Source organism: Ignavibacteriales bacterium, from assembly GCA_016700155.1.
Taxonomy (GTDB): domain Bacteria; phylum Bacteroidota; class Ignavibacteria; order Ignavibacteriales; family Ignavibacteriaceae.
In genome coordinates, this window is record CP065001.1 from 2,751,968 (window position 1) to 2,777,449 (window position 25,482).

General features: G+C 36.0%; 24 protein-coding genes and 1 tRNA gene. 3 read left to right on the forward strand and 22 right to left on the reverse strand.

Annotated elements, in window-relative coordinates; genetic code table 11:
* The first annotated feature begins 335 nt into the window (after positions 1-335).
* Positions 336-833, forward strand: a complete 498-nt coding sequence (locus tag IPM56_11645) for a YajQ family cyclic di-GMP-binding protein (GenBank protein ID QQS34913.1) — start codon at positions 336-338, stop codon at positions 831-833.
* Positions 834-1,141: 308 nt separating this feature from the next.
* On the forward strand, positions 1,142-1,336 hold the full coding sequence (locus tag IPM56_11650) for a CPXCG motif-containing cysteine-rich protein (GenBank protein ID QQS34914.1): 195 nt from the start codon (positions 1,142-1,144) through the stop codon (positions 1,334-1,336).
* A gap of 255 nt (positions 1,337-1,591) precedes the next feature.
* Here the strand turns inward: IPM56_11650 and ftsZ are convergent, their stop codons facing one another.
* The 18 genes from ftsZ to IPM56_11740 all read right to left on the reverse strand — a co-directional run bounded on the left by ftsZ (position 1,592) and on the right by IPM56_11740 (position 19,524).
* The gene (gene ftsZ / locus IPM56_11655; GenBank protein QQS34915.1) at positions 1,592-2,866 is read right to left on the reverse strand and encodes a cell division protein FtsZ; all 1,275 of its coding nucleotides are present in this window, start codon (positions 2,864-2,866) and stop codon (positions 1,592-1,594) included.
* A 24-nt stretch (positions 2,867-2,890) separates the two neighbouring features.
* Positions 2,891-4,141: a cell division protein FtsA gene (gene ftsA, locus IPM56_11660; GenBank protein ID QQS34916.1), complete on the reverse strand. Its 1,251-nt coding sequence runs from the start codon at positions 4,139-4,141 to the stop codon at positions 2,891-2,893.
* The gene (locus tag IPM56_11665; GenBank protein QQS34917.1) at positions 4,138-4,914 is read right to left on the reverse strand and encodes a hypothetical protein; all 777 of its coding nucleotides are present in this window, start codon (positions 4,912-4,914) and stop codon (positions 4,138-4,140) included. The genes ftsA and IPM56_11665 overlap by 4 nt, the downstream gene beginning before the upstream one ends.
* Positions 4,914-6,287: a UDP-N-acetylmuramate--L-alanine ligase gene (locus tag IPM56_11670; protein QQS34918.1), complete on the reverse strand. Its 1,374-nt coding sequence runs from the start codon at positions 6,285-6,287 to the stop codon at positions 4,914-4,916. The genes IPM56_11665 and IPM56_11670 overlap by 1 nt, the downstream gene beginning before the upstream one ends.
* A gap of 4 nt (positions 6,288-6,291) precedes the next feature.
* A complete protein-coding gene (locus tag IPM56_11675; protein QQS34919.1) occupies positions 6,292-6,756 on the reverse strand; it encodes a hypothetical protein in 465 nt (154 codons plus the stop codon).
* Position 6,757: 1 nt separating this feature from the next.
* Complete coding sequence (murG, locus tag IPM56_11680) at positions 6,758-7,858, reverse strand: undecaprenyldiphospho-muramoylpentapeptide beta-N-acetylglucosaminyltransferase (GenBank protein ID QQS34920.1); 1,101 nt, start codon at positions 7,856-7,858, stop codon at positions 6,758-6,760.
* On the reverse strand, positions 7,833-8,966 hold the full coding sequence (locus IPM56_11685) for an FtsW/RodA/SpoVE family cell cycle protein (protein ID QQS34921.1): 1,134 nt from the start codon (positions 8,964-8,966) through the stop codon (positions 7,833-7,835). The genes murG and IPM56_11685 overlap by 26 nt, the downstream gene beginning before the upstream one ends.
* Positions 8,967-10,313: a UDP-N-acetylmuramoyl-L-alanine--D-glutamate ligase gene (murD, locus tag IPM56_11690; GenBank protein QQS34922.1), complete on the reverse strand. Its 1,347-nt coding sequence runs from the start codon at positions 10,311-10,313 to the stop codon at positions 8,967-8,969. It abuts the gene before it with no gap.
* The gene (locus IPM56_11695; protein QQS34923.1) at positions 10,313-11,422 is read right to left on the reverse strand and encodes a phospho-N-acetylmuramoyl-pentapeptide-transferase; all 1,110 of its coding nucleotides are present in this window, start codon (positions 11,420-11,422) and stop codon (positions 10,313-10,315) included. The genes murD and IPM56_11695 overlap by 1 nt, the downstream gene beginning before the upstream one ends.
* On the reverse strand, positions 11,422-12,813 hold the full coding sequence (locus tag IPM56_11700; GenBank protein ID QQS34924.1) for a UDP-N-acetylmuramoyl-tripeptide--D-alanyl-D-alanine ligase: 1,392 nt from the start codon (positions 12,811-12,813) through the stop codon (positions 11,422-11,424). The genes IPM56_11695 and IPM56_11700 overlap by 1 nt, the downstream gene beginning before the upstream one ends.
* Positions 12,810-14,279 carry a UDP-N-acetylmuramoyl-L-alanyl-D-glutamate--2,6-diaminopimelate ligase gene (locus IPM56_11705; GenBank protein ID QQS34925.1) on the reverse strand — a complete coding sequence of 490 codons (1,470 nt, stop codon included), beginning with the start codon at positions 14,277-14,279 and terminating at the stop codon, positions 12,810-12,812. Before IPM56_11705 ends, IPM56_11700 begins: the two co-directional genes overlap by 4 nt.
* Complete coding sequence (locus IPM56_11710) at positions 14,280-16,256, reverse strand: transpeptidase family protein (GenBank protein QQS34926.1); 1,977 nt, start codon at positions 16,254-16,256, stop codon at positions 14,280-14,282.
* Positions 16,249-16,578, reverse strand: a complete 330-nt coding sequence (locus tag IPM56_11715; protein QQS34927.1) for a hypothetical protein — start codon at positions 16,576-16,578, stop codon at positions 16,249-16,251. Before IPM56_11715 ends, IPM56_11710 begins: the two co-directional genes overlap by 8 nt.
* Positions 16,575-17,498, reverse strand: a complete 924-nt coding sequence (gene rsmH, locus IPM56_11720) for a 16S rRNA (cytosine(1402)-N(4))-methyltransferase RsmH (protein ID QQS34928.1) — start codon at positions 17,496-17,498, stop codon at positions 16,575-16,577. The genes IPM56_11715 and rsmH overlap by 4 nt, the downstream gene beginning before the upstream one ends.
* Positions 17,495-17,935, reverse strand: coding sequence for a division/cell wall cluster transcriptional repressor MraZ (gene mraZ, locus IPM56_11725; protein ID QQS34929.1), 441 nt, complete (start codon positions 17,933-17,935; stop codon positions 17,495-17,497). Before mraZ ends, rsmH begins: the two co-directional genes overlap by 4 nt.
* Positions 17,936-18,093: 158 nt before the next feature.
* Positions 18,094-18,166: transfer RNA gene (locus tag IPM56_11730), tRNA-Thr, on the reverse strand.
* 154 nt (positions 18,167-18,320) lie between these two features.
* Positions 18,321-19,226, reverse strand: coding sequence for a tetratricopeptide repeat protein (locus IPM56_11735; GenBank protein QQS34930.1), 906 nt, complete (start codon positions 19,224-19,226; stop codon positions 18,321-18,323).
* 1 nt (position 19,227) lies between these two features.
* Positions 19,228-19,524 carry an integration host factor subunit beta gene (locus IPM56_11740; GenBank protein ID QQS34931.1) on the reverse strand — a complete coding sequence of 99 codons (297 nt, stop codon included), beginning with the start codon at positions 19,522-19,524 and terminating at the stop codon, positions 19,228-19,230.
* Positions 19,525-19,798: 274 nt separating this feature from the next.
* On the opposite strand from IPM56_11740, the gene IPM56_11745 reads away from it, so the two are divergent.
* Entirely contained in the window at positions 19,799-20,149 is a 351-nt protein-coding gene (locus tag IPM56_11745; GenBank protein ID QQS34932.1) for a hypothetical protein, read from the forward strand.
* A 2-nt stretch (positions 20,150-20,151) separates the two neighbouring features.
* On the opposite strand, the gene IPM56_11750 is transcribed toward IPM56_11745, so the two are convergent.
* The 4 genes from IPM56_11750 to corA all read right to left on the reverse strand — a co-directional run bounded on the left by IPM56_11750 (position 20,152) and on the right by corA (position 25,421).
* Positions 20,152-21,168: a guanosine monophosphate reductase gene (locus IPM56_11750; protein QQS34933.1), complete on the reverse strand. Its 1,017-nt coding sequence runs from the start codon at positions 21,166-21,168 to the stop codon at positions 20,152-20,154.
* A gap of 50 nt (positions 21,169-21,218) precedes the next feature.
* Positions 21,219-23,060 (reverse strand): oligoendopeptidase F, encoded by a 1,842-nt coding sequence (gene pepF / locus IPM56_11755; GenBank protein ID QQS34934.1) that lies wholly within the window; start codon positions 23,058-23,060, stop codon positions 21,219-21,221.
* Positions 23,061-23,188: 128 nt separating this feature from the next.
* Entirely contained in the window at positions 23,189-23,728 is a 540-nt protein-coding gene (locus tag IPM56_11760; protein ID QQS38290.1) for a T9SS type A sorting domain-containing protein, read from the reverse strand.
* 613 nt (positions 23,729-24,341) lie between these two features.
* Positions 24,342-25,421 (reverse strand): magnesium/cobalt transporter CorA, encoded by a 1,080-nt coding sequence (gene corA / locus IPM56_11765; protein ID QQS34935.1) that lies wholly within the window; start codon positions 25,419-25,421, stop codon positions 24,342-24,344.
* Between the last annotated feature and the right edge of the window lie 61 nt (positions 25,422-25,482).

The window sequence follows — 25,482 nt, forward strand, 5'->3', positions numbered from 1 at the left end:
GACACTCATCGGATCATAACACAACAATCAGCATTCTCACTACGGAAACATCAACCAATCATTTTCTTTTATTTTTTTTGCGATGACTTCTAACTTGCCCACGCAAATTTAGAAAAGTTTTCTGAAATTAACTTATCATTTCAGTGTTAACGCAAAAAAAAAGTATCATTAATAAATTATTAAATCAAGCTTCCAATCGGACTTTCGATTTATACATGCATTTTTTGAATGTAGTAATTATGTGTACAATCAATACAGATATAAACTTGATTCTTTAAACCTCTTCGGTTACGTTTAACGCATCATTTTTACAAAATTTTATTCAAGGCACTAACATGGCACAAAACCATTCCTTTGATATAGTATCAGAAATTGACCTGCAGGAAGCAGATAATGCAGTTAACCAGGCTATCAAAGAAATACAACAGCGTTATGATTTAAAGGATTCTCTAACTGAAATAGAACTCAACAAAAAAGACAAACTCATAAATATTAATACCAAAGATGACTATTCTCTGAAAGCAAGTATTGATATACTTCAGACAAAATTTATTCGCAGAGGAATTTCCATCAAAGCACTTAAACTCGAAGAACCTGAAACCGCTGCTGGCGGAAGAATAAAACAAAGAATAACTCTTGTCAGCGGTATCTCAAAAGAAAACGCAAAACTGATCACCAAAATGATCAAAGATTCAAAACTAAAAGTCAACGCACAAATTCAAGATGAACAGGTTCGCGTTCAAGCTCCAAAAATCGATGACCTTCAAGCTGTAATAAAACTTGTCAAAGAAGCTGAACTGAATTTTCCTACTCAGTTTGTAAACATGAAATAACTATGTGATCAATTGTCTACTGAAAGAACTTCACAATTCAAATAATTGAATAGCACTTCTCAGTTTTCAATTTCGCCTGAAAATGAATTCGTAGTATAGAATACATTTAGTGAACATTTGTTCACTACATATTTATTACTTTCCTGATTCAGATGCAATAGCCACTCATTATTTATAAGAAATTAATTTTATCCAATATCGATTCGAATTAATCACTCCTGATGAATTTGAGTAAAGTGACGATTTCTAAATTGACTTATTGCCAAAGTATTATAAATTTTGTTCTGAAAATATTTCATATAGTTATAATGAGAACCGACGACGAAATGATCTGGAAGTGCCAGTACTGCGGTCGTGAAAACAGTGTTTGGATCGATTTAACAGTTAATGGAAAACAGGACTTTATAGAAGACTGTAGAATATGCTGCCGCCCCAACAGGGTAATAGTCACTGTTGATGTTGATGATAATGTATTTATCGAATCCAGGTTAAGCGACGAATAATTCAATCGGCACTTCAACACACCGGATAAATAAAGGTGGATGATTTCAGCTATACGAGCTGATTTGGAGAAACCTTTACATCATCTTTGGAATGTGCGGCAGTTAAAACCGCCCAGACTCCAATAAGCAAATTAAAAACGACTACCACAATAAAAAAGAGTCCAAGTAATTCTAAGAAGTTCATAAATACTCCTTTAGATTATTATATAGGTTACTTAATCCTGAACAACATATATCGAACTGTAAATAAAATTTTTAATCCATTATCATTCTTAAAAAGGAAGAACTGTCCTCTTCAAAGCTGTCTTCTTCCTCTTTCTTTTTTGCTTTTTCCCGCGACCAGCCATAACGTGATGCATCAGGATTGAATCCGGTTTTAGGTGTTTCATCCTGATTTTCATCCAGCGATTGTTTTGGTAGTTTCACCCTGATAATTGTTGGCACATCCAGATTATCTTTATCAACATCTTTTGCATCACCAAAATCAAAACCACCGTTGATTATATAACTGTCATTCGATTTTACAGTCTGCGGTTTAGAGTTCTTGGATGAATAAATCTGTTGTGTACCATCAAACCCTGTTGCAATAACAGTGTATGAAACGTAATCATTCATTTCTTCTTTTCTAACGCATCCGAAAATTACATTGGCTTCTTCTCCGGCAGCTTCAAAGATTACATTGTTACCTTCATTAATTTCCTGCATCGTAAGATTGTTCGAGCCGGTAACATTCAGCAATACACTCTTTGCGCCTTTAATGTTTATACCTTCAAGCAACGGACTTGAGATAGCTTTTTGGGCTGCTTCAATTGCTCTGTTCTCACCGCTTGCTATTCCGCATCCCATTAAGGCTTCACCGCTCTGGTTCATAACCGAACGCACATCAGCGAAATCTACATTAATCAATCCTTCCACAGTGATGATATCAGCTATACCACGTGTTGCTTCGTAAAGAACTTCATTTGGTTTATCGAAAGCTGTAAATGCATTAGTGTTTTTGTCAAGAATGCTTAACAGTCTTTCATTAGGAATAACAATTAAGCTATCAACATATTGCTTAAACTCCTGTATTCCCTGCTCAGCATTAAGCATTCTCTTTTTACCTTCCCAACGGAAAGGTTTTGTAACAATACCCACAACAAGAGAACCGATACTTTTTGCTATTGACGCTACAACAGGTGCACCGCCTGTTCCGGTACCGCCGCCCATACCGGCGGTTACGAAAACCATGTCGCTGCCCGCAAGTGCGTCAGCTATACGTTCCCTGTCTTCTTCAATTGATTTTTTCCCAACATTAGGATCCGCACCGGCACCCAAACCTCTTGTTATTCCCGCGCCACATTGAATTTTATGTGTTGCGCTGCTGCTATTTAAAACCTGCGCATCAGTATTCACGGCAATGTACTCAACACCGGTGAGTCCGCGTGCAATCATACTTTCAATTGCATTGCATCCACCGCCACCAACGCCAACAACTTTTAGTACAGCAGAAGATGGTCTCTCTCGGTCTATAGTTGCAAATCGCGACATAGGTCCTCCTTGTAATGGGTTTTATTATAATTCATCAAAAAACTGTCTTACTTTTTTCATGACAAGTGAAAATTTGTTTTTACTTTTCGACTTGCTTTTCTTTATCAATATCTGGTAGTCACTTGATTTACCGCCCGGTATACCGCGAATCAATCCGGCTACGGTAGCAAACTCAGGACTTTCAATTTCATTTGATAATCCTGTTCCAAGTTCCTGCGGCACACCAATCCGTGTGGGCAGTCCAAAAACATCTTCGGCAAGTTCCGTGCATCCTTTTAACAAAGAACCACCGCCCGTTAAAACTATTCCTGCTTTAATTTTGTTTTTGAATCCTGCACTTCGTATTTCATTATCAACTAAACTAAAAAGTTCCCGCATCCTTAAACTTATTATTTGAGTTAATAGGCTGATAGGAATTTTAGTATTACCTCTCGCACCTACGCCTCTTATCAATATGTCTTCTTCTTTTATGATCGCACTTTCAGAAGCATAACCATATTCCTTTTTCAACATTTCTGCTTCATCAGTCACAACTCCGAGTGACTCACGTATATCATTAGTTACCTGGTTACCGGCAACGCCTATTACTTTTGAGTGTTTGATAGCTTTGTTGTGAAATATTGCAATGTCAGTTGTTCCGCCGCCAATATCAATTAAAGCAACACCTAAATCTTTTTCACTCTCTTCAAGAACCGACGAGCTTGATGCAATTGGTTGAAGTATATAATCTTTTACTTGAAGTCCCGCGCGCTCAACAGATTTTTTTATATTCTGGATTGCAGGTATAGAAGCAAGGACAATATGATTAGTTGCTTCGAGTCTTGAACCTGACATCCCTATCGGGCTTTCAATACCTCCCTGGTGATCTACAGAATATTCTTCAGGAATTATGTGAAGTATTTGTCTGTCTGATGGAATTCTTATCGTTCTTACATCGGCTTCAAGTCTGTCAAGATCAGCTTTAGTAATTTCTTTATCTTCACTGCTTATGGTTACATAATTTCTGTGACGGATACTTGTTATATGTTCACCGGCAACACCAACATTTACAACATTGATATCGAACCCGGCTCTGTTTGATGCGATTGATACTGCGGACTTAATTGCTTCGGCAGTTTTGCCTATGTTGGCAACCAATCCTTTGTGCAAGCCTTCGGACGGCGCAACTCCGAATCCAAGAATATCTATTCTGTTTTGCTCATCATTTTTTTCTGCAATGACTGCACAAACTTTTGTTGTTCCTAAATCAAGTCCGACCATTATCTCTTTTTTCATTCAACTGATTCCATATTATGTGACGCACCCAGATAAACAGCATTATCAAATCTGAAATCCAGATACTCACTAACTGCAACAATATCCTGGTTGAGTGTACTCATAATAGCTTTAAGCGCCAGGATCTTTTTTGCTTCTTTGCCTCTTCCAAAAATTACAGGACTATTCAAACCACTAAAGGACAGTATAATATCGCCGCCTTTTCTAAGATTTATCTCCGAAAGTTTTTTTACAAGGTTATGATCTGTCAACGCTGCTGCATCAATAATTTTAAATGCTTCAATTAATTCTTCAGTTCTTACAATTGCCTGTGGTTTTATTCCTTCATCATATTTCATATTATTTATAACCGGCAGATCAACCGCTCTTGTGTTTACAAGTATCGGAAGAAGTTCAAACCTGTTTGTAATAAGAAACGGATCACTCCCGCCAATCAATAATGCTTTGATAGATTTTTCCTGAACATACGCTTTGATTTTTTTTGTGCCCTCAAATAATACATCCGCATTCTGTATGTACGGATGTTTTTCAAGCCTGTCTTTTACAATTGCTGGAGTAATATTTTTAAGCCTGCTCAATTCATTCAGTTTTGCAAAAGCGAGATAATCATTTTCTGAAAGAAGATTACAACCGGTTAACTCAATCACTTCTGCTTTTCCCTCATACTCTTTTTTTGCCGGAGATACTATCAAAATTATTAATAGCAAAATTAATACAGAAAGGATAACTCTTCCTAATTTTGATGAATTTCTTTTTTCGTTTTTATCTGTCATTAATTTTCACTTAACATTTTTACAAACTGCATTCCGAATTTCCAGATATCTCCTGCACCCATTGTAACAAAAATATCACCGTCTTTTTTAATCTCATTTAGAACCTGCGGAACTGAGTTTTTGTCTTTTACATAGATAACGTTCTTATGTCCGAACCTCTTTGCAGCCTCTGAAATCAGCTCTCCGGTGACTCCTTCAATCGGCAGTTCCCTTGCCGGATAAATATCTGTACAAATAAAAATATCTGAATTAAGAAATGATCTGCCGAACTCCTGGTAAAAATCTTTTGTCCTGCTGTAAAGATGCGGCTGAAATATTGCGACCAATCTTCTGTCCCAGCCTGATCTAATTCCAGCAAGCGTTGCACTTGTTTCAGTCGGGTGATGTGCGTAATCATCGATCACTAGAACTTCCTTGTTGTACTTAACTTCGAACCTTCTGTACACACCAGTGAATGATTCAAGAGCTTTTTTAATTACAGAAAAATCTATTCCTAGTTCTTTAGCGATGCATACAGCAACCAATGCATTCTTTACATTGTGAACCCCGGGAATTTTAAGTGTGATCTTCCCGAGTTCTTTCCCAAGATATTTTACAGTGAATGAACTTGTAAATTCGTTGTGAACAATATCAACCGCTCTTATATCTGCCTGAGTAGTTAATCCATAAGTAAAAATTCTTTTGTTGATCTGCGGGATTATATCCTGCAGCGCCGGCTCATCAAGACAAAGAACAACAAATCCATAGAACGGAACTTTATTTGCAAATTCAATGAAAGCAGATTTTATATCATCAAGATCTTTATATGTATCAAGATGCTCACTTTCAAGAGTAGTGATAGCCGCAATTGTCGGAGTAAGCTTTAAAAATGTTCTGTCGAATTCATCCGCCTCAACAACAATAAACTCGCCGTTGCCAAGTCTTGCGTTTGTTCCACCGAGTCCGCTTAACTTGCCGCCAACAATTATTGTAGGATCAATTCCGCTTTCAGTCAATGTTAATCCAACCATTGATGTGGTTGTTGTTTTTCCGTGCGTACCTGCAATGCCGATCCCGTATTTCATTCTCATTGTTTCAGCTAACATTTCTGAGCGTTTAATGATCGGGATCTTTTTTTCAATTGCAGCTTTTACTTCCGGGTTATCGGTTGTTACTGCGGATGAGTACACAAGCACATCAACATCATGAAGATTTTCAGGTGAATGACCTTCAAATATTTCGATGCCAAGATCACTTAACCTGTCTGTTATTTCGGATAATGATTTATCGGAACCGGATATTCTGAATCCCTGGCTTAAAAGAATTTCTGCAATACCGCTCATTCCGATTCCGCCGATACCAACAAAGTGAACTTTTTTAATATTCTTAAACATGATTTTAGCTTCGTTTTAAATTCTGCATTGTTTCGATCAACAGGTTTTCATTTTCATAATCATATGGTCTTAAGATAATCGGTCTGCGTCTGTTAATAAGTTTTATCCTTATTAATCTGAAAGCTCTGTTCCCGTTCTGTCTTTTCGCTGCCGAAATTTTAATATTTGATATATCCTTCAAATTAAATTTCCTTGTTCTGAACCTGTTGACAAAAGCTATACTATCCGTATTTATTTCCAGATGTTTATTCTTATATAAGTTATAAAGCAATGAGATTATTGAAATCAAAACTATAAACGCGAAGAAATAAATTATAGGATCTTTAAATACCAGTTTGAATGAATCTTCGACAAACTCACCTCTGATCACCATATAAATTATCGCAGCAACAAAATAGATTATTGTTGATTGATAGTAGATCGACATATTGTATCTGAAAATTTTAATATTTGTATCAGCATCACTCATATTATGCTTCTGCAAGTTTTATTGCGTTGTCCGCTATTATATCCGCGGCTTCAGGCTTTGCAAGCAGCAGCGAATTATTTTTCAGTTCATCAAGTTTGTGATTATCGTTAATCAGCTTTGACACTACTAACAAAATCTTTTCATGTATTTCAGCATCTTTAATCAGCAATGCCGCATTTCTAAATTCCAAAGACTTTGCATTATAGTACTGATGGTTCTCAGCAACATTTGGAGAAGGCACAAGTACCGATGGAAGTCCGAGTACAGTCAGCTCTGAGATTGTTGTTGCGCCGGCACGGGCAAGTACAAGATCACACGCAGAGTAAGCAAGATCCATTCTTTCTATAAACGCACTTATGAAATTCATTGATGTTGCAAGATTTTTATTCTGTTCAAAATAATTTTTACCTGTTTGCCAGATAACCTGAATCCCCTCTTTCTCAAAATCGGTAAGTGAAGCCGCGATCGCTGAATTTATCGATGCCGCTCCCAGGCTTCCTCCAAGTACAAGTAAGGTTTTTTTAGTATCTATTAAACCAAAGTATTTAAGCGCGTCAGTCCTGTTACTTAAAACCAGTGAATGCCTGACAGGATTACCGGTTGATCTTAACTTTTCTTTATTCTTAAAATATTTTTTTGAATCATCAAAAGTGATATGTATATCATTAGCATATCTTTCAAGGATTCTTGTTGTTACTCCCGGGTAACTATTCTGCTCAAGCAATATTACTTTTGATCCGGTAACTTTAGCGCCAAACACGGCTGGTCCGGCAACGTAACCGCCTGAACCTATTACAACTTTTGGCTTGAATTTCAGGCTGATCAGTATTGATTGAAATACTGATACTACAACCTTTAACGGGAACAATAAATTTTCAATTGTCATTTTTCTTGAAAATCCTTTTATCCAGATTGATTTAAATTTATAACCGAGTTCCGGTATCACTTTTCCTTCTATCCTGGTTTTTGTTCCGACGAATAAAATTTCCGCTTCGGGTTTTTTTAATTTAATTTTTTCTGCAACTGCAACTGCGGGAAACAAGTGTCCGCCTGTTCCGCCGCCTGCTAATAAAAATCTATATGGGTTGCTCAACCGCGCCAACTGCTAATCCGTCTGTTTTGTTCTGTTCAATTGAATTTGCAATCGCAATATTCAGTAAAATGCCGACACCTATACATTGAAAAATTAATGATGTGCCGCCATAACTAATAAATGGTAAAGGCAACCCTGTAGTTGGAACCAATCCTGTTGCTACAGCTATGTTTATAAACGCATTCAGAATAATTGAAAAAGTTATACCGAATGCCAGCAACTGTCCAAACCTGTCTTTAGCTTTTTTTGCGATGAGAATTCCGGCAACAAAAAGAACAAGATAACTAAGAATAATTACCACAGCTCCGATAAATCCCATTTCCTCTCCAAGAATCGCAAAAATAAAATCACCATAAGCTTCCGGAAGGAACAGGTTGCTTTGTTTACTGTGTCCCATACCTATTCCGAAAAGTCCACCGCTTCCTAATCCGAGTAAAGCCTGCTTTACCTGGATATTAATATCACCGCCGTTATGCAAACTATTTATATAAGTAAAAATTCTTTTTTGTGAATGCGGGAAGAGTAACGCGGCTGTTAATCCTGTTCCGATTGCTCCTAATGCTGAAAAGATAATATGTTTTAATCTTGCACCGCCGACGAACAATACAGTCAATCCAGTCAACATCAGGATAACTGCATTACTAATGTTGGGCTGAATCAGCACTAAACCGGAAATGATAATTATCCAGAAGAATAAATGAATAAATGATTCCTTATAACTTGCGACCAGTTCTTTACGTGTTTCAATTAAAACAGCAAGATGAATTATCAATACTAATTTAGCCATATCCGCAGGCTGGAATGTTATGAAGCCAAGATTTATCCATCTGCCGGCACCCTTGATTGTAGGGGCTACAAACAGGGTCATCAAAAGTAAAACTGTCATACCAATTATTGCAGGTTTACTTACGCTTTTGTAAATCTCATAAGGTATGAATGCGAAAAGCACCATAAATCCAAAACCAAGTAAAACTTTGCCGAGATGTGAATTAAATAAATGATATAGACTTTCAAATTTGAAAATACTATATGAACTGCTTGCACTCATCACAATTGCCAGACCAAGCAGCATCAATAATACAACATCAAAGAAAACTGTGAGTGCCAATTTTTTCATTTATAATTCATTCACTGCTTTTTTAAAAACTTGTCCACGGTGCTCATAGTTATCAAACATATCGAAGCTTGCGCAGGCTGGCGAAAGTAGTACAATCTCATTTTCCCTTGCTTCATTAACAGCGCTGACTACTATTTCTTCCATGGATTTTTTTATTTCTACTTTAACAAGACTATGAAAAAAGTTAAATACTTTTTCAGCAGAAGAACCGATTGCGTATATCTTCTGAACTTTTTCGACTACAAGATCTTTTATCTGGTTATAGTCATTCCCTTTATCCTGTCCACCGAGTATAAGAAAAATCGGGGCGTTAAAACTTCTTAGTGCATACCATACTGAATCCACATTGGTTGCTTTGGAATCATTAATAAACTTGACACCATCAATTTCCCTTACCAGTTCAAGCCGGTGTTCAACGCCTTTGAAAGTTTTCAGTCCCTCTAGGATTTTCTCATTCTCAAAACCAAATACTTTTGCCGCACAGATTACTGCCATTGCATTAGCAACATTATGCTCGCCACGAATAAATATATCATCAGTCGTACAGGAAAAATCAGTATTTCCGTTTCTGTTGTAAACGACTGTTTCACCTGTCAATCCGCAGCCATCCTTTATTTCATCTTTCAATGAAAAATACAGGTCACGGCTTTTATGTTGACCTACAGCATCCATAAGACTTTCACTGTCTCTGTTCAATATCAGGAAATCGTTTTCATCCTGGTTTTTATAAATATTCAGTTTTGAAGCGATATAGTTTTCAAATTTATTTTCATACCTGTTAAGATGATCAGGTGTTATGTTGAGTATCATAGCGACAGCAGGTTTGAATTTATCTATCAGGTCTAATTGAAAGCTTGAAACTTCAAGCGATACAAATTCATTTTCTTTAACATCCGGTGCTATTTCTGAAAAAGCCAGTCCTATATTCCCCGCTGTATAAGTTTTGGCTCCGCATACATTAAACAAATGTGAACACAAACTTGTTGTGGTTGTTTTTCCGTTTGTTCCGGTTATAGCAATAATTTTTCCTTTGCAATACCACGAAGCAAATTCAAGTTCACTGACTACTTTTATTTTTTTTGAGATAGCATTCTTTAATACCGGCGCATCTGATGGAACACCGGGACTAACAACCATCAAGTCACATTCATAAACTTTTTCAGAGTGCTGTCCGATCTCAAATGAAATATTTTCTTTCTTCAACTGCTCAACGGATTTTCTTACTTTGTCATTATCGGATGAATCACTCACGAACGGGACAGCATCAAATCTCTTTGCGAGTTTAGCCGCACCAACACCGCTTCTGAATGCGCCGACAATTGATATTTTCTTTCCGTTTATTTTCATTAACGAATCTTAAATGAAGTTAAGCTAACAATAGCAAGAATTATTGCTATGATATAAAACCTTACTACTATTTTCGGCTCGGGCCATCCAAGCATTTCAAAATGATGATGGATAGGTGCCATCTTAAACACTCTTCTTCCCTCTCCGTATTTTTTCTTTGTGTACTTGAAATACAATCTTTGAACTATAACTGAAATTGTTTCCATAAAGAACACACCGCCTAAAATCGGTATCAGCAATTCCTTTTTTACAAGTACAGCGAGTATTCCAAACGCACCGCCAAGTGCAAGTGAACCGGTATCACCCATAAAAACCTGAGCCGGATAAGAGTTGAACCAAAGGAATCCAAGTGAAGCTCCTATCATCGCTGCAATAAAAACAGTAAGCTCACCGGAGCCGGGCAGAAAAATTATGTTCAGGTAATTTGAATAAATCGCGTTACCGCTTACATACGCGATAACCGCAAGCGCAAGCATAACTATAGTAGTTATTCCGATTGCCAATCCATCCAATCCATCAGTCAGGTTAACAGCATTGGAAGTTGCGGTTATTATGAATACAACAACCGGTATATACAAGTATGAAAAATCAAAATTCACATCTTTAAGGAACGGAACAGTTGTAACGGAATTAATTCCTTCAAACTGCGGCGAGAAGTAAATGACGGAACCCACTATAAGCCCGATTACAATCTGACCTAATAGTTTATATCTTGCTATCAATCCGTTGGGGAATTTTTTTACAACTTTTAAATAATCATCAAGAAAACCTACGAGACTTAACCAGAGTGTTCCGGTGAGTATTAATATTATATAAGTACTGTTTATATCAGCCCAAAGCAGAACCGGGATTGCAACAGAAAGTACAACGATTATTCCACCCATAGTTGGTGTTCCGGCTTTTGACCAATGAAATTTTGGTCCGTCAGCTTTTTTTGCTTCACCTATCTGATACTTTTGTAACACGCGGATTATTCTCGGTCCTAAATAGAGTGATAGAAATAATCCGGTTATCGCTGCCAGTGCGGATCTGAAAGTGAGGAACCGGAAAATATCAAACCCCGGAGGACTGAAAGTTTTGTTTATATATTCAAATAGATAGTAAAGCATTATCTGGTGAATCTTTCCTCAATAACTTTTACGAATTCTTCCATCTTCATACCGCGCGATCCCTTGAACAGGATGACTGTTTCATGAAGATCCAGTCCACTAAGAAACATTGCTAGTTTATTTCTGTTCGGAAAATGTCTTTCAGTTAACTGCTTACCTTTCAGTTGTGAATGAACATTCTTCATCAAAGTACCGGTTGTATAGACAGCATCTATATTATTAGAGATAAGAGTATCAGCAAGCTTTGTATGAAGCTTAACACCATCTTTGCCGAGTTCAAACATATCTCCGAGTACCGCAATTTTTGTCTTCTGTTTATCCATCAATGAAAGAAGTTCAATTGAATGATTCATCGATTCAGGGTTTGCATTATATGTATCGTCGATTAAAACAGTACTATTATATTTTTTAATCGCTAATCTCTTATCAACGTTTTTAAATTTCTTCAGTGCGATTGAAATTTGTTTTGGTGTTATACCAAGCTCAAGCGCTATAGCCGCGGCAGAAAGAAAATTTTTGGCTCCCTGTTTTCCGGCTAAAGGCAGTTCATATATGAACGACTTATTTCCGAAAACTAATTCTGTTATTGGACATCCGGTGCTGTTATATCCCAAAATATTTCCTTTTATATCAGGGTTATTCTCGAATCCAAAAGTTCTTTTTGATTTATAACTTCTGCCTTCCTTTTTTAAAAGCGGATCATCGGTATTAATAAAGATTTTACCGCCTTTGTTATTTGTGATTTTCAACAGCGCAGCTTTTTCTTTAAGAACACCTTCTTTGTTTCTGAAAAATTCGATATGTGAGTGACCAATATTTGTTATCATACCATAATCAGGTTGTGCAATTGCTGCTGTATATTCAATCTCGCCGAAGTGATTTGTTCCGTGTTCGAGTATCACCACTTCATGATTATGATTCGCTTTTAATAAAGTCAGCGGTACACCGATATGATTATTATTGTTGGCTTCTGTCTTTACGGTTCTGTACTTCTGACTTAACATTGCTTCAAGCAGTTCTTTAGTTGTGGTTTTACCGGCACTTCCGGTAAGTGAAACGATCCTGGCTTTAAGTTTCGAACGCCAGATTCTGGCTACATCGCCAAGTGCAATTGTTGTATCCTGAACTGAAATCATCGGCAGTTCAAGATTCATAAAGTCTTTTGCTCTGTTTTCTGTTATCATAACTGCTGATGCACCTTTTTTAATTGCTTCGTTAATAAAATTATGTCCATCAAATTTATTTCCCTTTATTGCAATAAAGAGACTCTTCTTATTAATCTTTCTTGTATCGATTGATACAGCCTCAACCGGGTCATAATCATCCGGGTTGTATATCCTTGCTGTCGGCAAATCGAACATATCCTTAAGTGAAAGAACAATTTTTTTCATATCCCCAGGTACTTTTGAGCGATTTCTTTATCAGAGAAATGTGAACGCTTTCCTTTTATTTCCTGGTAAGTTTCGTGTCCTTTACCTGCAATCAAAATAACTGCATTATCTTCAGAAGATTCGATTGCAGATTTTATTGCCTCTTCCCTGTTTTCAATTACTCTAAAATTATTTTTTGAAATTCCCTTTTTTATCTCATCGATTATTGCAAGTGGTTCTTCATCACGAGGATTATCCGATGTAATAAAAATTTTATCACTCAACTCCGAAGCAACTTTACCCATCAAAGGTCTTTTGCTTTTATCCCTGTTACCACCGCATCCGAAGACTGTATAAACAGGTTGATCACTCCCGACAATTTTTCTAACTGCCTGAAGAGCTTTTCTTAAACTATCTTCAGTATGTGAGTAGTCAATTATAACTGTCTTTAAATTTTTACTTACTACTTGGAATCTGCCAGGTACTTGTGGAGTCGTTTTAATGCCTTCAACTGCCTGCTCAGGAGTTATACCTGAAACAATAGTTGATGCAAAAGCGGCTGTCGCGTTATATGCGTTAAACTCTCCTACCAGACCGGTATGGAGCGTGTAAACATCGCCTGAATATTTAAGATTAAATGTTGTTCCCTTCAGATCATATTTTATATCTGATATTTTGAAATCAGAATTTTCGGCACAGCCGTATGAAAATAGTTTTGCGCGGGTATCCGCTATTATCGCCTTGGAATTCCGATCATCAATATTATAAACACAATTAGATGATACTGACAGGGTATCAAATAAAATCTTTTTTGCAGTAAGATAGTTTTCAAACGTATTATGAAAATCCAGGTGATCAGAAGTAATGTTACTGAAAACTGCAGTTGAAAATTCCAACTTATGGACTCTCTTCAACTCTAATGAATGAGATGATACTTCCATCACAGCCGCTGAGCAGCCTTCATTTATCATATCATAAAACAATCGGTTAAGATCATTTGATTCCGGAGTTGTGAGTGAAGACGGTATAACTGTATCACCTATAATAGTTGAAATTGTTCCGATCAATCCTGTTTTGTTTCCGGCTTTCTCTAAAATATTTTTTATAAAGTATGATGTAGTTGTTTTTCCGTTTGTACCGGTTATTCCTATCAGGTTCAATCTTGAAGATGGTTTTCTGTAGAATGAATCTGATAATTCGGCTAATGCTATTCTGCTGTCTCTTACAAGTATCTTCGCTGCGTTTGTGTGATTGTAGATTTCATCCGGAATCACATCGTTAACTTCTGTAACAACTGCCAATGCGCCTTTATTAAGGGCATCAAGAATGAATTTGTGTCCGTCACTTTTATATCCTTTTATGGCAACGAAAACAGAATTCTTAATTACTTTCCTGGAATCGTAAACGATATCGGCAACATCTTTCCGTTGAACTTCGCCAACTACCTGTATAGCACTTACATCATCAAGCAAACGTGTTAATTCCATTTAATAAACTGCAGCTCCTTCAATTGATACTTCAGCACATTGAAGAAAACAAATCATTCCCTTCTTAATTTTTTCTCCTGGTATGATGCTCTGTGTTGAGATAATTCCCGAACCGGTAACCTTATAATTTATTCCGAGTTCAGTTAATGCTGTTATTGCATCACGCAGTGTAGCACCATTAAGGTCGGGCATAATGTTTTTGTTTGTGATTGTCACCTTTTTGTATTTCTTTGGTGAAAATGTTTGCTCACTGTTTTTTGTAAAGACCATTTTAATATCAGCATCGTTTTCCTTGTTCACTTCCGGCGCTTGAAAATCTTTGAGATTGGAAGTGATAATTCGGTCAACAATATTTTTGAAAATCGGTGCTGCTACATATCCGCCGTACTTACCTACTTTAGGAGAATTCACAAGAACCAGGCAAACTACTTTTGGATTGTCTGCTGGGAAAAATCCAACGAAGGAAGAGTTATACTCTGTTTTTGAATACTTGCCGTTCACCAGTTTTTGTGATGTTCCTGTTTTACCACCGACATGAATAAGTTCCGACTTAGCATTTTTTCCGGTTCCTTTTTCCACAACTGAAGCAAGAATTTTTTTCATTTTCTCAGACGTACCGGCAGAAATAATTCTTCTTACTTCCTTAGGCTGATTTTCATAAATGATGTTTCCGTCAGCGCCAATTTCTTTTTTAATAAGCTGAGGTTGATATAAGATTCCGCCATTCACTATTGCACAATAAGCAGCTGCCATTTGAATTGGAGTGACTGAAATTTCATAACCGAATGAAACAAATGCTTTTGTTATATCATTCCACTCAGTTGGTTTTTTCAATCTTCCCTTTACTTCTCCCGGAAGATTTATTGAAGTATAATTACCAAACCCGAAACCGCGGATATATTTATAAAAAATCTCTTCATCAAGTTTTTGTGCAAGTTTTGCCATACCGATGTTACTCGATTGCTCCATAACTCCTGAAGGATTTAACCAGCCATTTTCATGCGTATCGGTTATGTTAACATTTTTGTATCTGTATTTTCCATTTTCACCAAACACCAGTGTTTTATCATTTACAAGATTTTGATCAATCAGAGCTGACATTGATATCGCTTTGAAGGTAGAACCTGGCTCATATGTATCTGTTATAACTTTGTTTCGTCTTTCGGAATCGGAATAGTCCCAATATTTATTTGGATCAAAATCACCAATGCTGGAGAGTGCGATTATCTCACCAGTGTTTGGGTCCATCATTACTCCTACTGCATCACTTCCCTCGTAGAGTTCAATACCTCTTTTGAGTTCTTCTTCAAGAATGTTCTGGTATGATTTGCTGATTGTAAGAACTATGTTATTTCCATTGACCGGTCTCCTCGTTTCTTCTTCGGAGATTGTGATCATCTGGTCAATTGCATTTCTCTCAACAAGTCGGATACCTTCAGTACCAGTTAAATTTTTATCGAAGAATTTTTCAATTCCGTTCACGGAAACATTTTCATTATTCACATAGCCAAGTACATGTGAAGCAAAATTTTCATAGTGATAAACACGGGTTGGATCCTCAGCATAAAAGAGTCCATTAACTTTGAATTGTTTTAACTGCAGGGCTGTTTCTGATGCTACCTTCTTTTCGATACAAATATTTTTCCCTGTGCCTGACATTAAATCGAGATAGTGCGATTTGTTCTTCTTAAAAATTTTACTGAATCGTTCAGCGATTTTTTGCTTATCAGCCTTTTTTGTCATTCTTAGATCGACAAAAAATGAAACATCATTCTTGTTATAAACAAGTAAGGTATTGTCACGATCGAAAATGAATCCGCGTTCGGGATTTATTTTTTCGACTCTGGTCTGCTGTTTTTCTGCGAAGTATCTTAATTCTTCACCCTTAACAAGCTGAATATCCACAAGCTTAACAACCAATGCTACAAAAAAGAGAAATATCAATGCTATTACGACCAGCGCTCTGGAATTATTCATACTTTTCTAATAAAAAATTTTCAAGGTCTTCAACTTTTGATTTATCTATTGTAATGCTGATAACCTGAGCAGTTCTTCCTACCATTTGAAGTTCAGATTCAGCAATGGGTACGATTCTTTCTTCAGACATCAGGTACTGAACTTCAGCGAACAGATTAACTTGTTTATTGTTTACCGTAACCAATTCCTCTTCCGCCAGCACTTTTTGTTTCGCAAGTTGTTCGCATTCTAGTTTAAGACTCACGTAGCCAACAATGACAAATCCTGTAACAACGAGAACAAATAATGAAAATACTATTGTTGGTTTTACACTTTTTTTCACACAGCCTCTGCAACTCGTAATTTTGCGCTTCGTGCTCGTCTGTTTTTTTGAATTTCAGAAATACCAGGAGTAATCGGTTTCCTAGTAATTATTTTTAACCTTGGCGTTTTTTCGCATTTGCATATCGGATATTCTTTTGGACAAATGCAGTCAAGAGTCTCATACTTAAAAACTTCTTTTACAATCCGGTCTTCAAGGGAATGATATGTGAGAATTGCTATTCTACCGCCTGATCTGAGCAAGGTAATTGACTTGTCGAGAAACGATTTGAGTTTGCCCAATTCATCATTAACATAAATTCTTAAAGCCTGGAATACTCTTGATAAAGTTTTGCTCAAATAATTCGGCGGAGTCAATTTTTCAATTATAGAACTGAGTTCAATGGTTGTTTCAATTTTTTTCTCTGCACGTGCTTCACAAATTTTTTTTGCGATCTGTCTTGATTTTTTTTCCTCACCGAATTCAAATAATATTTTAGAGATACTCTCTTCGCTAAAAGTATTAACTATATCAGAAGCATTTAGTTTTTTCGTTTTGTCCATTCGCAAATCAAGTTGCGCGGATGATCGGTAAGTAAATCCTGATGATGCATTATCAAGTTGAAAAGAAGAGACACCTAGATCAGCGAAGATTCCATCGAATTTATCGATTGACTCTATCTTCGAAATTGTATCTATTTCTGAAAAATTATAGTTGTACAATTTTACTCTTTTATCATCTTTAAATTTGTTATAAGAAAAATTGAAGGCATCCGTATCAACATCCGTTGCAATTAAAACTCCGTTAGTGCTTAAATGTTTCAGAATACCTTCCGTGTGACTTCCGAATCCTACCGTGCCATCAAAATAAAAACCATCACTTCTGGTTATCAGATGAGTTATACTTTCATCCAACAGTACAGGAGTATGATGATCACTCATTTAATTGTCATAACCTTTGCAGCTATTTGCTCATAGCTTTCTTTAGTTTGACTTATATAATTCTGGTAAATCTGCGGGTTCCAGATTTCAATTTTTTTCAACACACCAAGTATCAAAACATCTTTATCAATTTTAGCGTACTCTATTAATGGTTGAGGGATTAGGATCCTCGATTGTGAGTCCATAGTATCTTCAGTAGCATGCTGAAGCATCATCCGGATAAAAAGAGAATCATCAGGTGTGAATGAATTTAATTTCAACAGTCTTTCTTCAATTTGCTGCCATTCATTTAACGGGTAAATATCGATGCAAGTACCCGTGCCTTGAGTTATAACAAACGAATCATTTGCCTCAGGAGATATCTGCTTGCGGAGCTTAGCTGGTATGCTAATTCTGCCTTTAGTATCTATTGAATATGTAAATTGTCCTCTAAACAAATTGACCTCTTTGGGTTTTTCCTCCACTATTCCCCACTGCTACCCAAAATAATGGATTTTTTTCTGAAATGTCAAGAAAAATCTATAGGTATTCCCACAATTTTTTTGAGCCGACGGGATTAAGAAGTCTGATTAGTAAGTGGATTTAAAATGGAAAGAGCCAACTGCCGGAATCGAACCGGCGACCTACTCATTACGAATGAGTTGCTCTACCAGCTGAGCTAAGTTGGCTTCTTGTAGAAATGATTTAATTAGAAAAAACTACTATCTAAGTTTCTTTTTATGACGGTTCTTTCTTAGTCTTTTCTTTCTTTTATGTGTAGACATTTTATGTCTTTTGCGTTTTTTTCCGCAAGGCATTTTTATCTCCTTGTTAATTAATTATTTAATGTGACTTTAATAATTCCTGCGCTCTCTTACCTACTTCATTATTAGGATTTAGGTTGAATGCTTTTGTCAGCCATTCCTTTGATTTAGCAAGATTTCCCGCGCTTAAATTTACAATACCAAGATTGAGATGTGCTATTTGATGATCAGGCTTATAAGATAAAGCTTTTGTCATTTCTGAAATTGCATTTTCATAATCCTGCAGATTGTAATAACAGACTCCCATATCAACTCTTGCATCAGCATCATCTGGTTTTACTGTTAAATATTTTTTGTAATTACTGATTGCCTTTTCAAACATCCGGGAGTCATTTTGTAAATGAGCTAATTCCAGTAAAGATGCAAGATCAGTTGAATCGGCATCAACCTTTTTCTGTAATTCATTAATCAGATTTAATGAAGTAAGGTCAACACCCTGTGACTGTGTCGAAAAATTATTGCTTAATGTTACCGCAGCAGGTTCAGTTTGAAAAGCCCCGGTCAAAATTAAAATCACTAAGAGTATGATTACAACCCCGGCTGTGGCTAATAAAAAATTATTTGCACCAAGTGATTTCGGAGAATCATTAATTTGTTTACCGGATTTATTTTGATGCTGCAGATTTACTTTATTCGATGTCTGCTTTTTGGTTTCTTTGATCTTCGGTTGATCACGTCTAGCTGTTGTAGTGGAAATACCTTTGCTGCCTTCTAATTTTACTCCACAACTTTCACACACTGCATTTTGCTCTGAATTTTCTTCACCGCAATTATCACATATTATAATGTTAGTAGCTTCAACTTGTGGAAGTGTTGATGGCTTTGGTTCTTTTTCTTCTTCAGCTTTCAATTGATAACCACAGAAGGGACAAAACTTAAATTCTCTTTCTAACTTAGAACCACACCCTGGACAAAAATTTGACATCTTAACCTTTCTTTTCCTTCATACCTTTATCAACTAAATCCTTAAAGTCCTTTGAGAATTTGAAGGTCGGAACAAAATGTTCAGGAACGAATACCTGTGCACCTGTTTTAGGATTCCTTGCCTGGCGAGCATTTTTCTTTTTCACTTTATAACTTCCAAATCCGCGAATTTCTATACCATGACCTTCCTTCAGTGCTTCAATCACAGTTTTAAAAAATCCTTCAATAATTGCTTCGGTCTCCAATTTAGTGAGCCCGGTTCCCGATGCAACCTTATCGACTATGTCTGCTTTAGTCATGTTCCACCTTTTCAATCATTAAAAAATTTTATAACTCTTTGTAAATTAAAGGTTTAAATTATCAAACAATGTCCGAAAAAACAAACTTTGCTTTGCGTATTTATGAAAAAGGTTGTAGACTGCCTCTGCATTTTTTAACATCTCTCTTAATCTCAAATTGATAAAATTCTCGGTTTTAGTTTTGTGAATATGCGATCCTATTCAATTATTTAGATTATTTGAATGGTATAATTATTGGAAATTTGTAAATGTTTTCTGCTTAATTGAGGGTGCTATGGAACTATTAGATATTATTATCATTGCTCTAAGTATTGTACTTGTCCTTCTTTTGATATTATTACTATTCTCCTTTATAATCTATAAGGTTAAAGGAAAGGATAGTTATTTGTTACTTAGAGATAATTCTGATTCGTTATTGTTCGGTCAAAAGGAATATCTGCACGAAGTAGTAAAACCGCGCAAACCTCAGCTTTATAAAGTTGTTAATGAAAACACAGAGCTAATAACTGTTAAAGCAACTGATTCCAAAATAAAAATCAATGATAGATTTGTAGTTTATAATTTTTCAGGTAAGGATTTTAATTCTCCTAAAAGACGAAAAAGATTTACAAGCTGGTCTGAATAAATTTAAATTTTGGGCAGCCTTTCTAAATATGAACTGTTGCTTAGAATAGCATATGATTCTGTCCGTCTTAACTCATCAAGATTAATACTGTTCATATAACTCATTGCGCTCCGTAAGCCATCTGAAATTCCATCGATAACATTTTTTACAGCTCCTTTATACGCCACCATTGTTTCTTCACCCTCAATAAATTCGTTTCGCATTTTCACACCAAAAGAAGCTGAACCGCGATATTTTTTCCACAACTGTCCATTGTATTTAATAACCTCCCCGGGTGTTTCCCTGGTTCCGGATAACATTCTGCCAAGCATTACTACATCAGCACCGAGTGAGATTGCCTTTGCAATATCACCTGAACTTTTAATTCCGCCGTCGGCTATTATTTTGATCTTCATTTTTTTATGATTGCGTTGTGATACGACGTTGAGTAAGGACGATACTTGTCCGATTCCTATGCCTGTCTGAATTGACGTGCTGCAGACTGAACCATTTCCGATTCCAACACGCACGGCATCTGCACCAGAATTTTCTAACTGATCAAGCGTTGAGAAATGTGCAATATTTCCAACAATTACTTTCACATTGTACTTCTTCTTAATTGTTTCTGTCTTGTTAAGTACTTCTTTATTATTTGCATTTGCTGTATCTATACAGATCAGATATCCCCGCTCAACTAATTTTTCTATATCTTTTTCCGGAGTGTTAAGTGCGATAGAAACTGCACTGACAAGATTTCCATGACCATTTGAATTCATTATTGAAGATAGTGATGAATCAAACCTGTTAAGTATTCCAATACAGCCAAGCCTTGAAAGTTCTTCTGCCATATCAATTCCTGTTACAGTATCCATTGGACTTGACAGAACCGGTAATAACAATTTCTTTTCCAGAAAATTACATGTTGTATCTGCTTCGGTTCTGGATTTAATCCTGGATATTTCGGTTGGGATAAGACTTATATCATCATAAGTGAGAGACATATGATACTCATTCAATTCTCTCTTGGAATAGATCTTCATTTTTGTGCCTTAGTGTTTTTTTCTTTTTAGAATCGTAAAAATAGTTGGCGTTATAATTCCAGTTCATCAAGTAGCAGGTTCATTTTTGCAGCAACAGCCTGCACCGGTGTACTGGAACTCATATCTACACCAGCATCGCGTAGTATGTTAATTGAATAATCCGAATTACCGGCCTTAAGAAAGTTTAAATACTTTTCAACAGCCTGTTCTCCGCTTAACTTAATTTTATTTGATAAAACTTCAGAAGCTGCGAACCCTGTTGCGTATTGAAAAACATAAAAGTTATAATAGAAATGTGGAATCCTTGCCCAACTGTATGACTCTTCTTCATCAACGACCATTGATTCACCCCAGTATTTTTTAAACAGCCTGCTATAAATGCCACATAAATCCTGAGCCGTTAAAGCTTCGCCTGCTTCAGTTTTTTCATATACGACTTTTTCAAATTCAGCGAACATTACCTGCCTGTAAAATGTTGAAGTAATGTTGTTCAGATATTTTTCAACCAGGAATAATTTTTCGTGTTTTGATTTTGTATTAGTGATTAAATATTCAAGCAGCAAGGCTTCATTAAATGTTGATGCTACTTCAGCAAGAAATATTGAATAGTTTGCGTAGATATAAGGCTGAGTTTGTCCTGTATAGTAAGAATGCATATTGTGACCCATCTCATGCGTAAGTGTAAACACATCATTCAAAAGATCCGTCCAATTAAGTAAAACATAAGGATGAACACCAAACGTGGTGCCGGATGAATAAGCACCGCTTCGCTTGGATGGAGTTTCATACACATCAATCCACCTGTTATTAAATGCTTTTTTGATTGAAGCAAGATAATCATTACCCAAAGGTTTTAAGGATTCCAGTACAATTCCTTTTGCTTCATCAAATGAATATTTTTTTTCTTTGTCAACTGAAAAGAGTGTGACATAAACATCGTAAGGGTGCAATTCATCCAACCCAAGAATTTTCTTTTTTATTTCTGCCCATCGGTGCAGAGGTTTAAGATTTTCATTTACAGTCTTAATAAGATTTTCATATACACTTACCGGAATATTATTCCGGCTGAGAGATGTTTCCAGCGCTGAGCTATAGTTCCTTGCCCGTGCATTAAATACATTCGCTTTAAGGTTGCCATTAAATAACGACATGAAAGTGTTATTGAATTCTGTGTAAGGTTTAAGATAGTTTTTAAATGCGCGTTCCCTGTATTCCCTATCCTTGGAATACATTGCGGCGTAATATCTGCCGTGAGTTATCTCAATATCATTTCCGCAATCATCCTGGATAACAGGGAATTTAAGATCGGCATTGGTCATCATTGAAAACACATTATAAGGTGTCATCGAAAGTTCACCTGATAGTGCCAGAATTTTTTCTCCTTCTTCGCTCAGGGTATGAGCTTTGAATCTTGAAAGATCATCAAGATAATGCGCATAAACATTAAGATCCTGATTTGTTGCAATCATTTCTCTAAGTGTGTCCGAAGGAATATTTAATATCTCAGGTTTTATGAATGAAGATTCGGCTGAGAGTTTTACTGATAGTGATTTAATACGCTCATCCATTGACTGATAAACCGGGACTTTCATATCACTATCTTTGGAAAGCATTGCGTAGAGATAAAGTCGTTCCAGTTTGATTCCTATTGAATCATCAAACTGAAGACACTTCAAGAGATTTTCAGAATCCTGTCCGACTAATCCTTTAAACTTTTTGTATCCTGCGAGATTGTTTTCAACCCATTTAAAATCATTTTCCCAATCAGCATCTGTTTTATAGATATGAGATAAATCCCATTTGTATTTATCATCAATATCACTTCTCTTTAACAATGATGCCTGTTCCGTTTGAATTTCCTGATTACTGTTTAGTATAGAATTATATGACATAAACTTCCTTCTGCCCGGAGCCGGGGATAATTATTTTTTTCTTATTTAAAAATAATAAAATTTTTGTTGATTAAATCTTAGCTTTTCAGAAACCTTAATGTTCGTTAGTTACTAATCCATAACCGTTATCATTTAATAAAGATCATTTTCTTGGTAATGCTGTTGATCCCTCCGGCAGAACTACCTGAATTAATTTCAAGTCTGTAGAAATAAATTCCGCTCGTCAGATTTAGTTCATCTTTTCCATTCTGTAAAGGAAATTCAGTTTCATAAGTACCGGGAGATTTATTTTCATTTACAAGTATCTGTACAAGGTTACCAAGAACATCATACACAGATAACTTAATATCAGAATGATCTGCAACAGTATATTTGATTTTTGTTTTTGGATTAAATGGATTCGGATAATTCTGTTCAAGTTTAAAATCTATTTCATCCGGTAACAACTCAGATACATCAGTCGGCGGAGTTAAAATTTCTGCAGTGTATCCAGGAATTGTAAATACCGAGAAATTAAGTACGGACAAATCAATAACTGTCGATGGAGCAAATTCCTTTACAATCCAGTTTGATGGCGCAATCCAAACGGAATCATTAAAAGATAAAATAGGTACAGCAACAGGTGGAAATGGTGGTATTGTTACAACATAACTTATAACATTACTCATTACAAATTTTTTGCAATTAAATTCCCCGATGGCTGTCTGCAGATTTTCATCGCTTAACCGATTGCCACTGAAAGTAAATCTCAATGGAAGTGTAATTGAATCATATGTTATCGAAGTATCGTATGAAAAAATTGTGTAGCTGGTATTAATGTTTGATCCCATCCTGTATTTTGAATACCATCCTTTGAATGACTGGAACAAATTCACAAAACTGAATGAACTGTCCAATTCAAGTGAATCAAGAAGATTTAAAACACCTGAGAAGCCTCCGTTCCTGTAATATTCAAAAGCTTCTGAGCCTGATAAATTCAGAAAGATTGAATCACTGTATGGCAATGAAGGAAGAATTTGTTCCGCTCCTGTTTTTGAAACAACATATTTCGCTTCCCTGCCGAAATAGTCAGCAGTGGTTGCGAATGAATCCACTTTGAATGTAATAGCAGAAGGAACCGGCTGGTTAAGCGAATCAAGCAGGGTCAGCTTATAATTCCACTTATGACCTGATGAACCGGGGAAATAATCTGATGCCTGTTGTGAATAAATTAATCCTGAACTAAAAATAATTATTAAAAGAAGTAAGATATTTTTTTTCATTTAGAATTCTCCCGTTTCTTTAAAACCATTTTTTCTTTCTGAACACAATGAAAAGACCGACCGCAATAATCACCATCAAAAACATTACGAATACATAACCATACTTCCAGTTCAGTTCCGGCATATTTAAGGGACCGGCATTAGTATTAAAATTCATTCCATAAATTCCTACGATAAATGTAAGCGGGATGAATATCGTCGAAATTATCGTCAGTACTTTTACAACCTGATTCAACTTAAAACTTGAGTTTGAAATATAGATCTCGTGCATACCATTAATTATTTCGCGGTAGTTCTCCAGAGATTCCATAACCTGTTTAACATGGTCATTCAGGTCCCTTAAAAATAACAATGTGGATTTATGTATCATCTCTTTCGGTTCTTTTTCCAGCGAATAAATTATTTCTCTTAACGGCGCTGCAGCACGCCGGATCTTCATCAGGTCTTTTCTTAACTCGTGAATTGATTCAAGAACATTCTGATCAGGGTTATCGAGTAAATTATCTTCAATTGATTCAATTTTTTCATCAAGATGTTCAAGCACTAACATATAATTATCTGTTAAAGCATCTAACAACCGGTACAACAAATAATCTTCGCCTGATTTTCTTACTCTTCCTTTATTTTCACGTATCCTTACTCTAAGGAAATCAAAAACATCATAAGCGTCTTCCTGAAAAGTCAGCAAATAATTTTTACCGAGAATGAAACTTACCTGCTCAATTTTAATGCATTCCTGTTTTTTATCATAATCAATCATCTTGGTAACAATGAACAGATAGTGGTCATAGTCCTCTATTTTGGGACTTTGATTGACATTAACAATATCCTCAAGCACTAAAGGATGAAGATTAAATATCACCCCGATTTTTTCAATAGCAGCTATATCGTGTATACCACTTATGTTTATCCAGTTTACCCGTTTATCAAAACTAAGCTTGTCCAGTTCATCAATATTTTTTATTTCTTTCTCAACAAAATCGGAGGAACTATAATCAAATAAACTGATCCTTATGTTATCAATCTTCTGCCTGCCGGTGAATATGGGCGTCCCCGGAGATGTTCCCTTCTTTTTTCTTATACTGTGCCGTTTGTACATAAGTTGAAAGTTTATGATTGAATATCTTGATTATAATTTGGGAAAGATATTCGAAACAATC

Excerpts from the sequence above, each read along its gene's own strand:
- IPM56_11645 (QQS34913.1), top strand. The coding sequence starts at position 336 with ATGGCACAAAACCATTCCTTTGATATAGTATCAGAAATTGACCTGCAG.
- IPM56_11650 (QQS34914.1), top strand. The coding sequence starts at position 1,142 with ATGAGAACCGACGACGAAATGATCTGGAAGTGCCAGTACTGCGGTCGT.
- ftsZ (QQS34915.1), bottom strand. The coding sequence starts at position 2,866 with ATGTCGCGATTTGCAACTATAGACCGAGAGAGACCATCTTCTGCTGTA.
- ftsA (QQS34916.1), bottom strand. The coding sequence starts at position 4,141 with ATGAAAAAAGAGATAATGGTCGGACTTGATTTAGGAACAACAAAAGTT.
- IPM56_11665 (QQS34917.1), bottom strand. The coding sequence starts at position 4,914 with ATGACAGATAAAAACGAAAAAAGAAATTCATCAAAATTAGGAAGAGTT.
- IPM56_11670 (QQS34918.1), bottom strand. The coding sequence starts at position 6,287 with ATGTTTAAGAATATTAAAAAAGTTCACTTTGTTGGTATCGGCGGAATC.
- IPM56_11675 (QQS34919.1), bottom strand. The coding sequence starts at position 6,756 with ATGAGTGATGCTGATACAAATATTAAAATTTTCAGATACAATATGTCG.
- IPM56_11685 (QQS34921.1), bottom strand. The coding sequence starts at position 8,966 with ATGAAAAAATTGGCACTCACAGTTTTCTTTGATGTTGTATTATTGATG.
- murD (QQS34922.1), bottom strand. The coding sequence starts at position 10,313 with ATGAAAATAAACGGAAAGAAAATATCAATTGTCGGCGCATTCAGAAGC.
- IPM56_11695 (QQS34923.1), bottom strand. The coding sequence starts at position 11,422 with ATGCTTTACTATCTATTTGAATATATAAACAAAACTTTCAGTCCTCCG.
- IPM56_11700 (QQS34924.1), bottom strand. The coding sequence starts at position 12,813 with ATGAAAAAAATTGTTCTTTCACTTAAGGATATGTTCGATTTGCCGACA.
- IPM56_11705 (QQS34925.1), bottom strand. The coding sequence starts at position 14,279 with ATGGAATTAACACGTTTGCTTGATGATGTAAGTGCTATACAGGTAGTT.
- IPM56_11710 (QQS34926.1), bottom strand. The coding sequence starts at position 16,256 with ATGAATAATTCCAGAGCGCTGGTCGTAATAGCATTGATATTTCTCTTT.
- rsmH (QQS34928.1), bottom strand. The coding sequence starts at position 17,498 with ATGAGTGATCATCATACTCCTGTACTGTTGGATGAAAGTATAACTCAT.
- IPM56_11735 (QQS34930.1), bottom strand. The coding sequence starts at position 19,226 with ATGTCAAATTTTTGTCCAGGGTGTGGTTCTAAGTTAGAAAGAGAATTT.
- IPM56_11740 (QQS34931.1), bottom strand. The coding sequence starts at position 19,524 with ATGACTAAAGCAGACATAGTCGATAAGGTTGCATCGGGAACCGGGCTC.
- IPM56_11745 (QQS34932.1), top strand. The coding sequence starts at position 19,799 with ATGGAACTATTAGATATTATTATCATTGCTCTAAGTATTGTACTTGTC.
- IPM56_11750 (QQS34933.1), bottom strand. The coding sequence starts at position 21,168 with ATGAAGATCTATTCCAAGAGAGAATTGAATGAGTATCATATGTCTCTC.
- pepF (QQS34934.1), bottom strand. The coding sequence starts at position 23,060 with ATGTCATATAATTCTATACTAAACAGTAATCAGGAAATTCAAACGGAA.
- IPM56_11760 (QQS38290.1), bottom strand. The coding sequence starts at position 23,728 with ATGAGTAATGTTATAAGTTATGTTGTAACAATACCACCATTTCCACCT.
- corA (QQS34935.1), bottom strand. The coding sequence starts at position 25,421 with ATGTACAAACGGCACAGTATAAGAAAAAAGAAGGGAACATCTCCGGGG.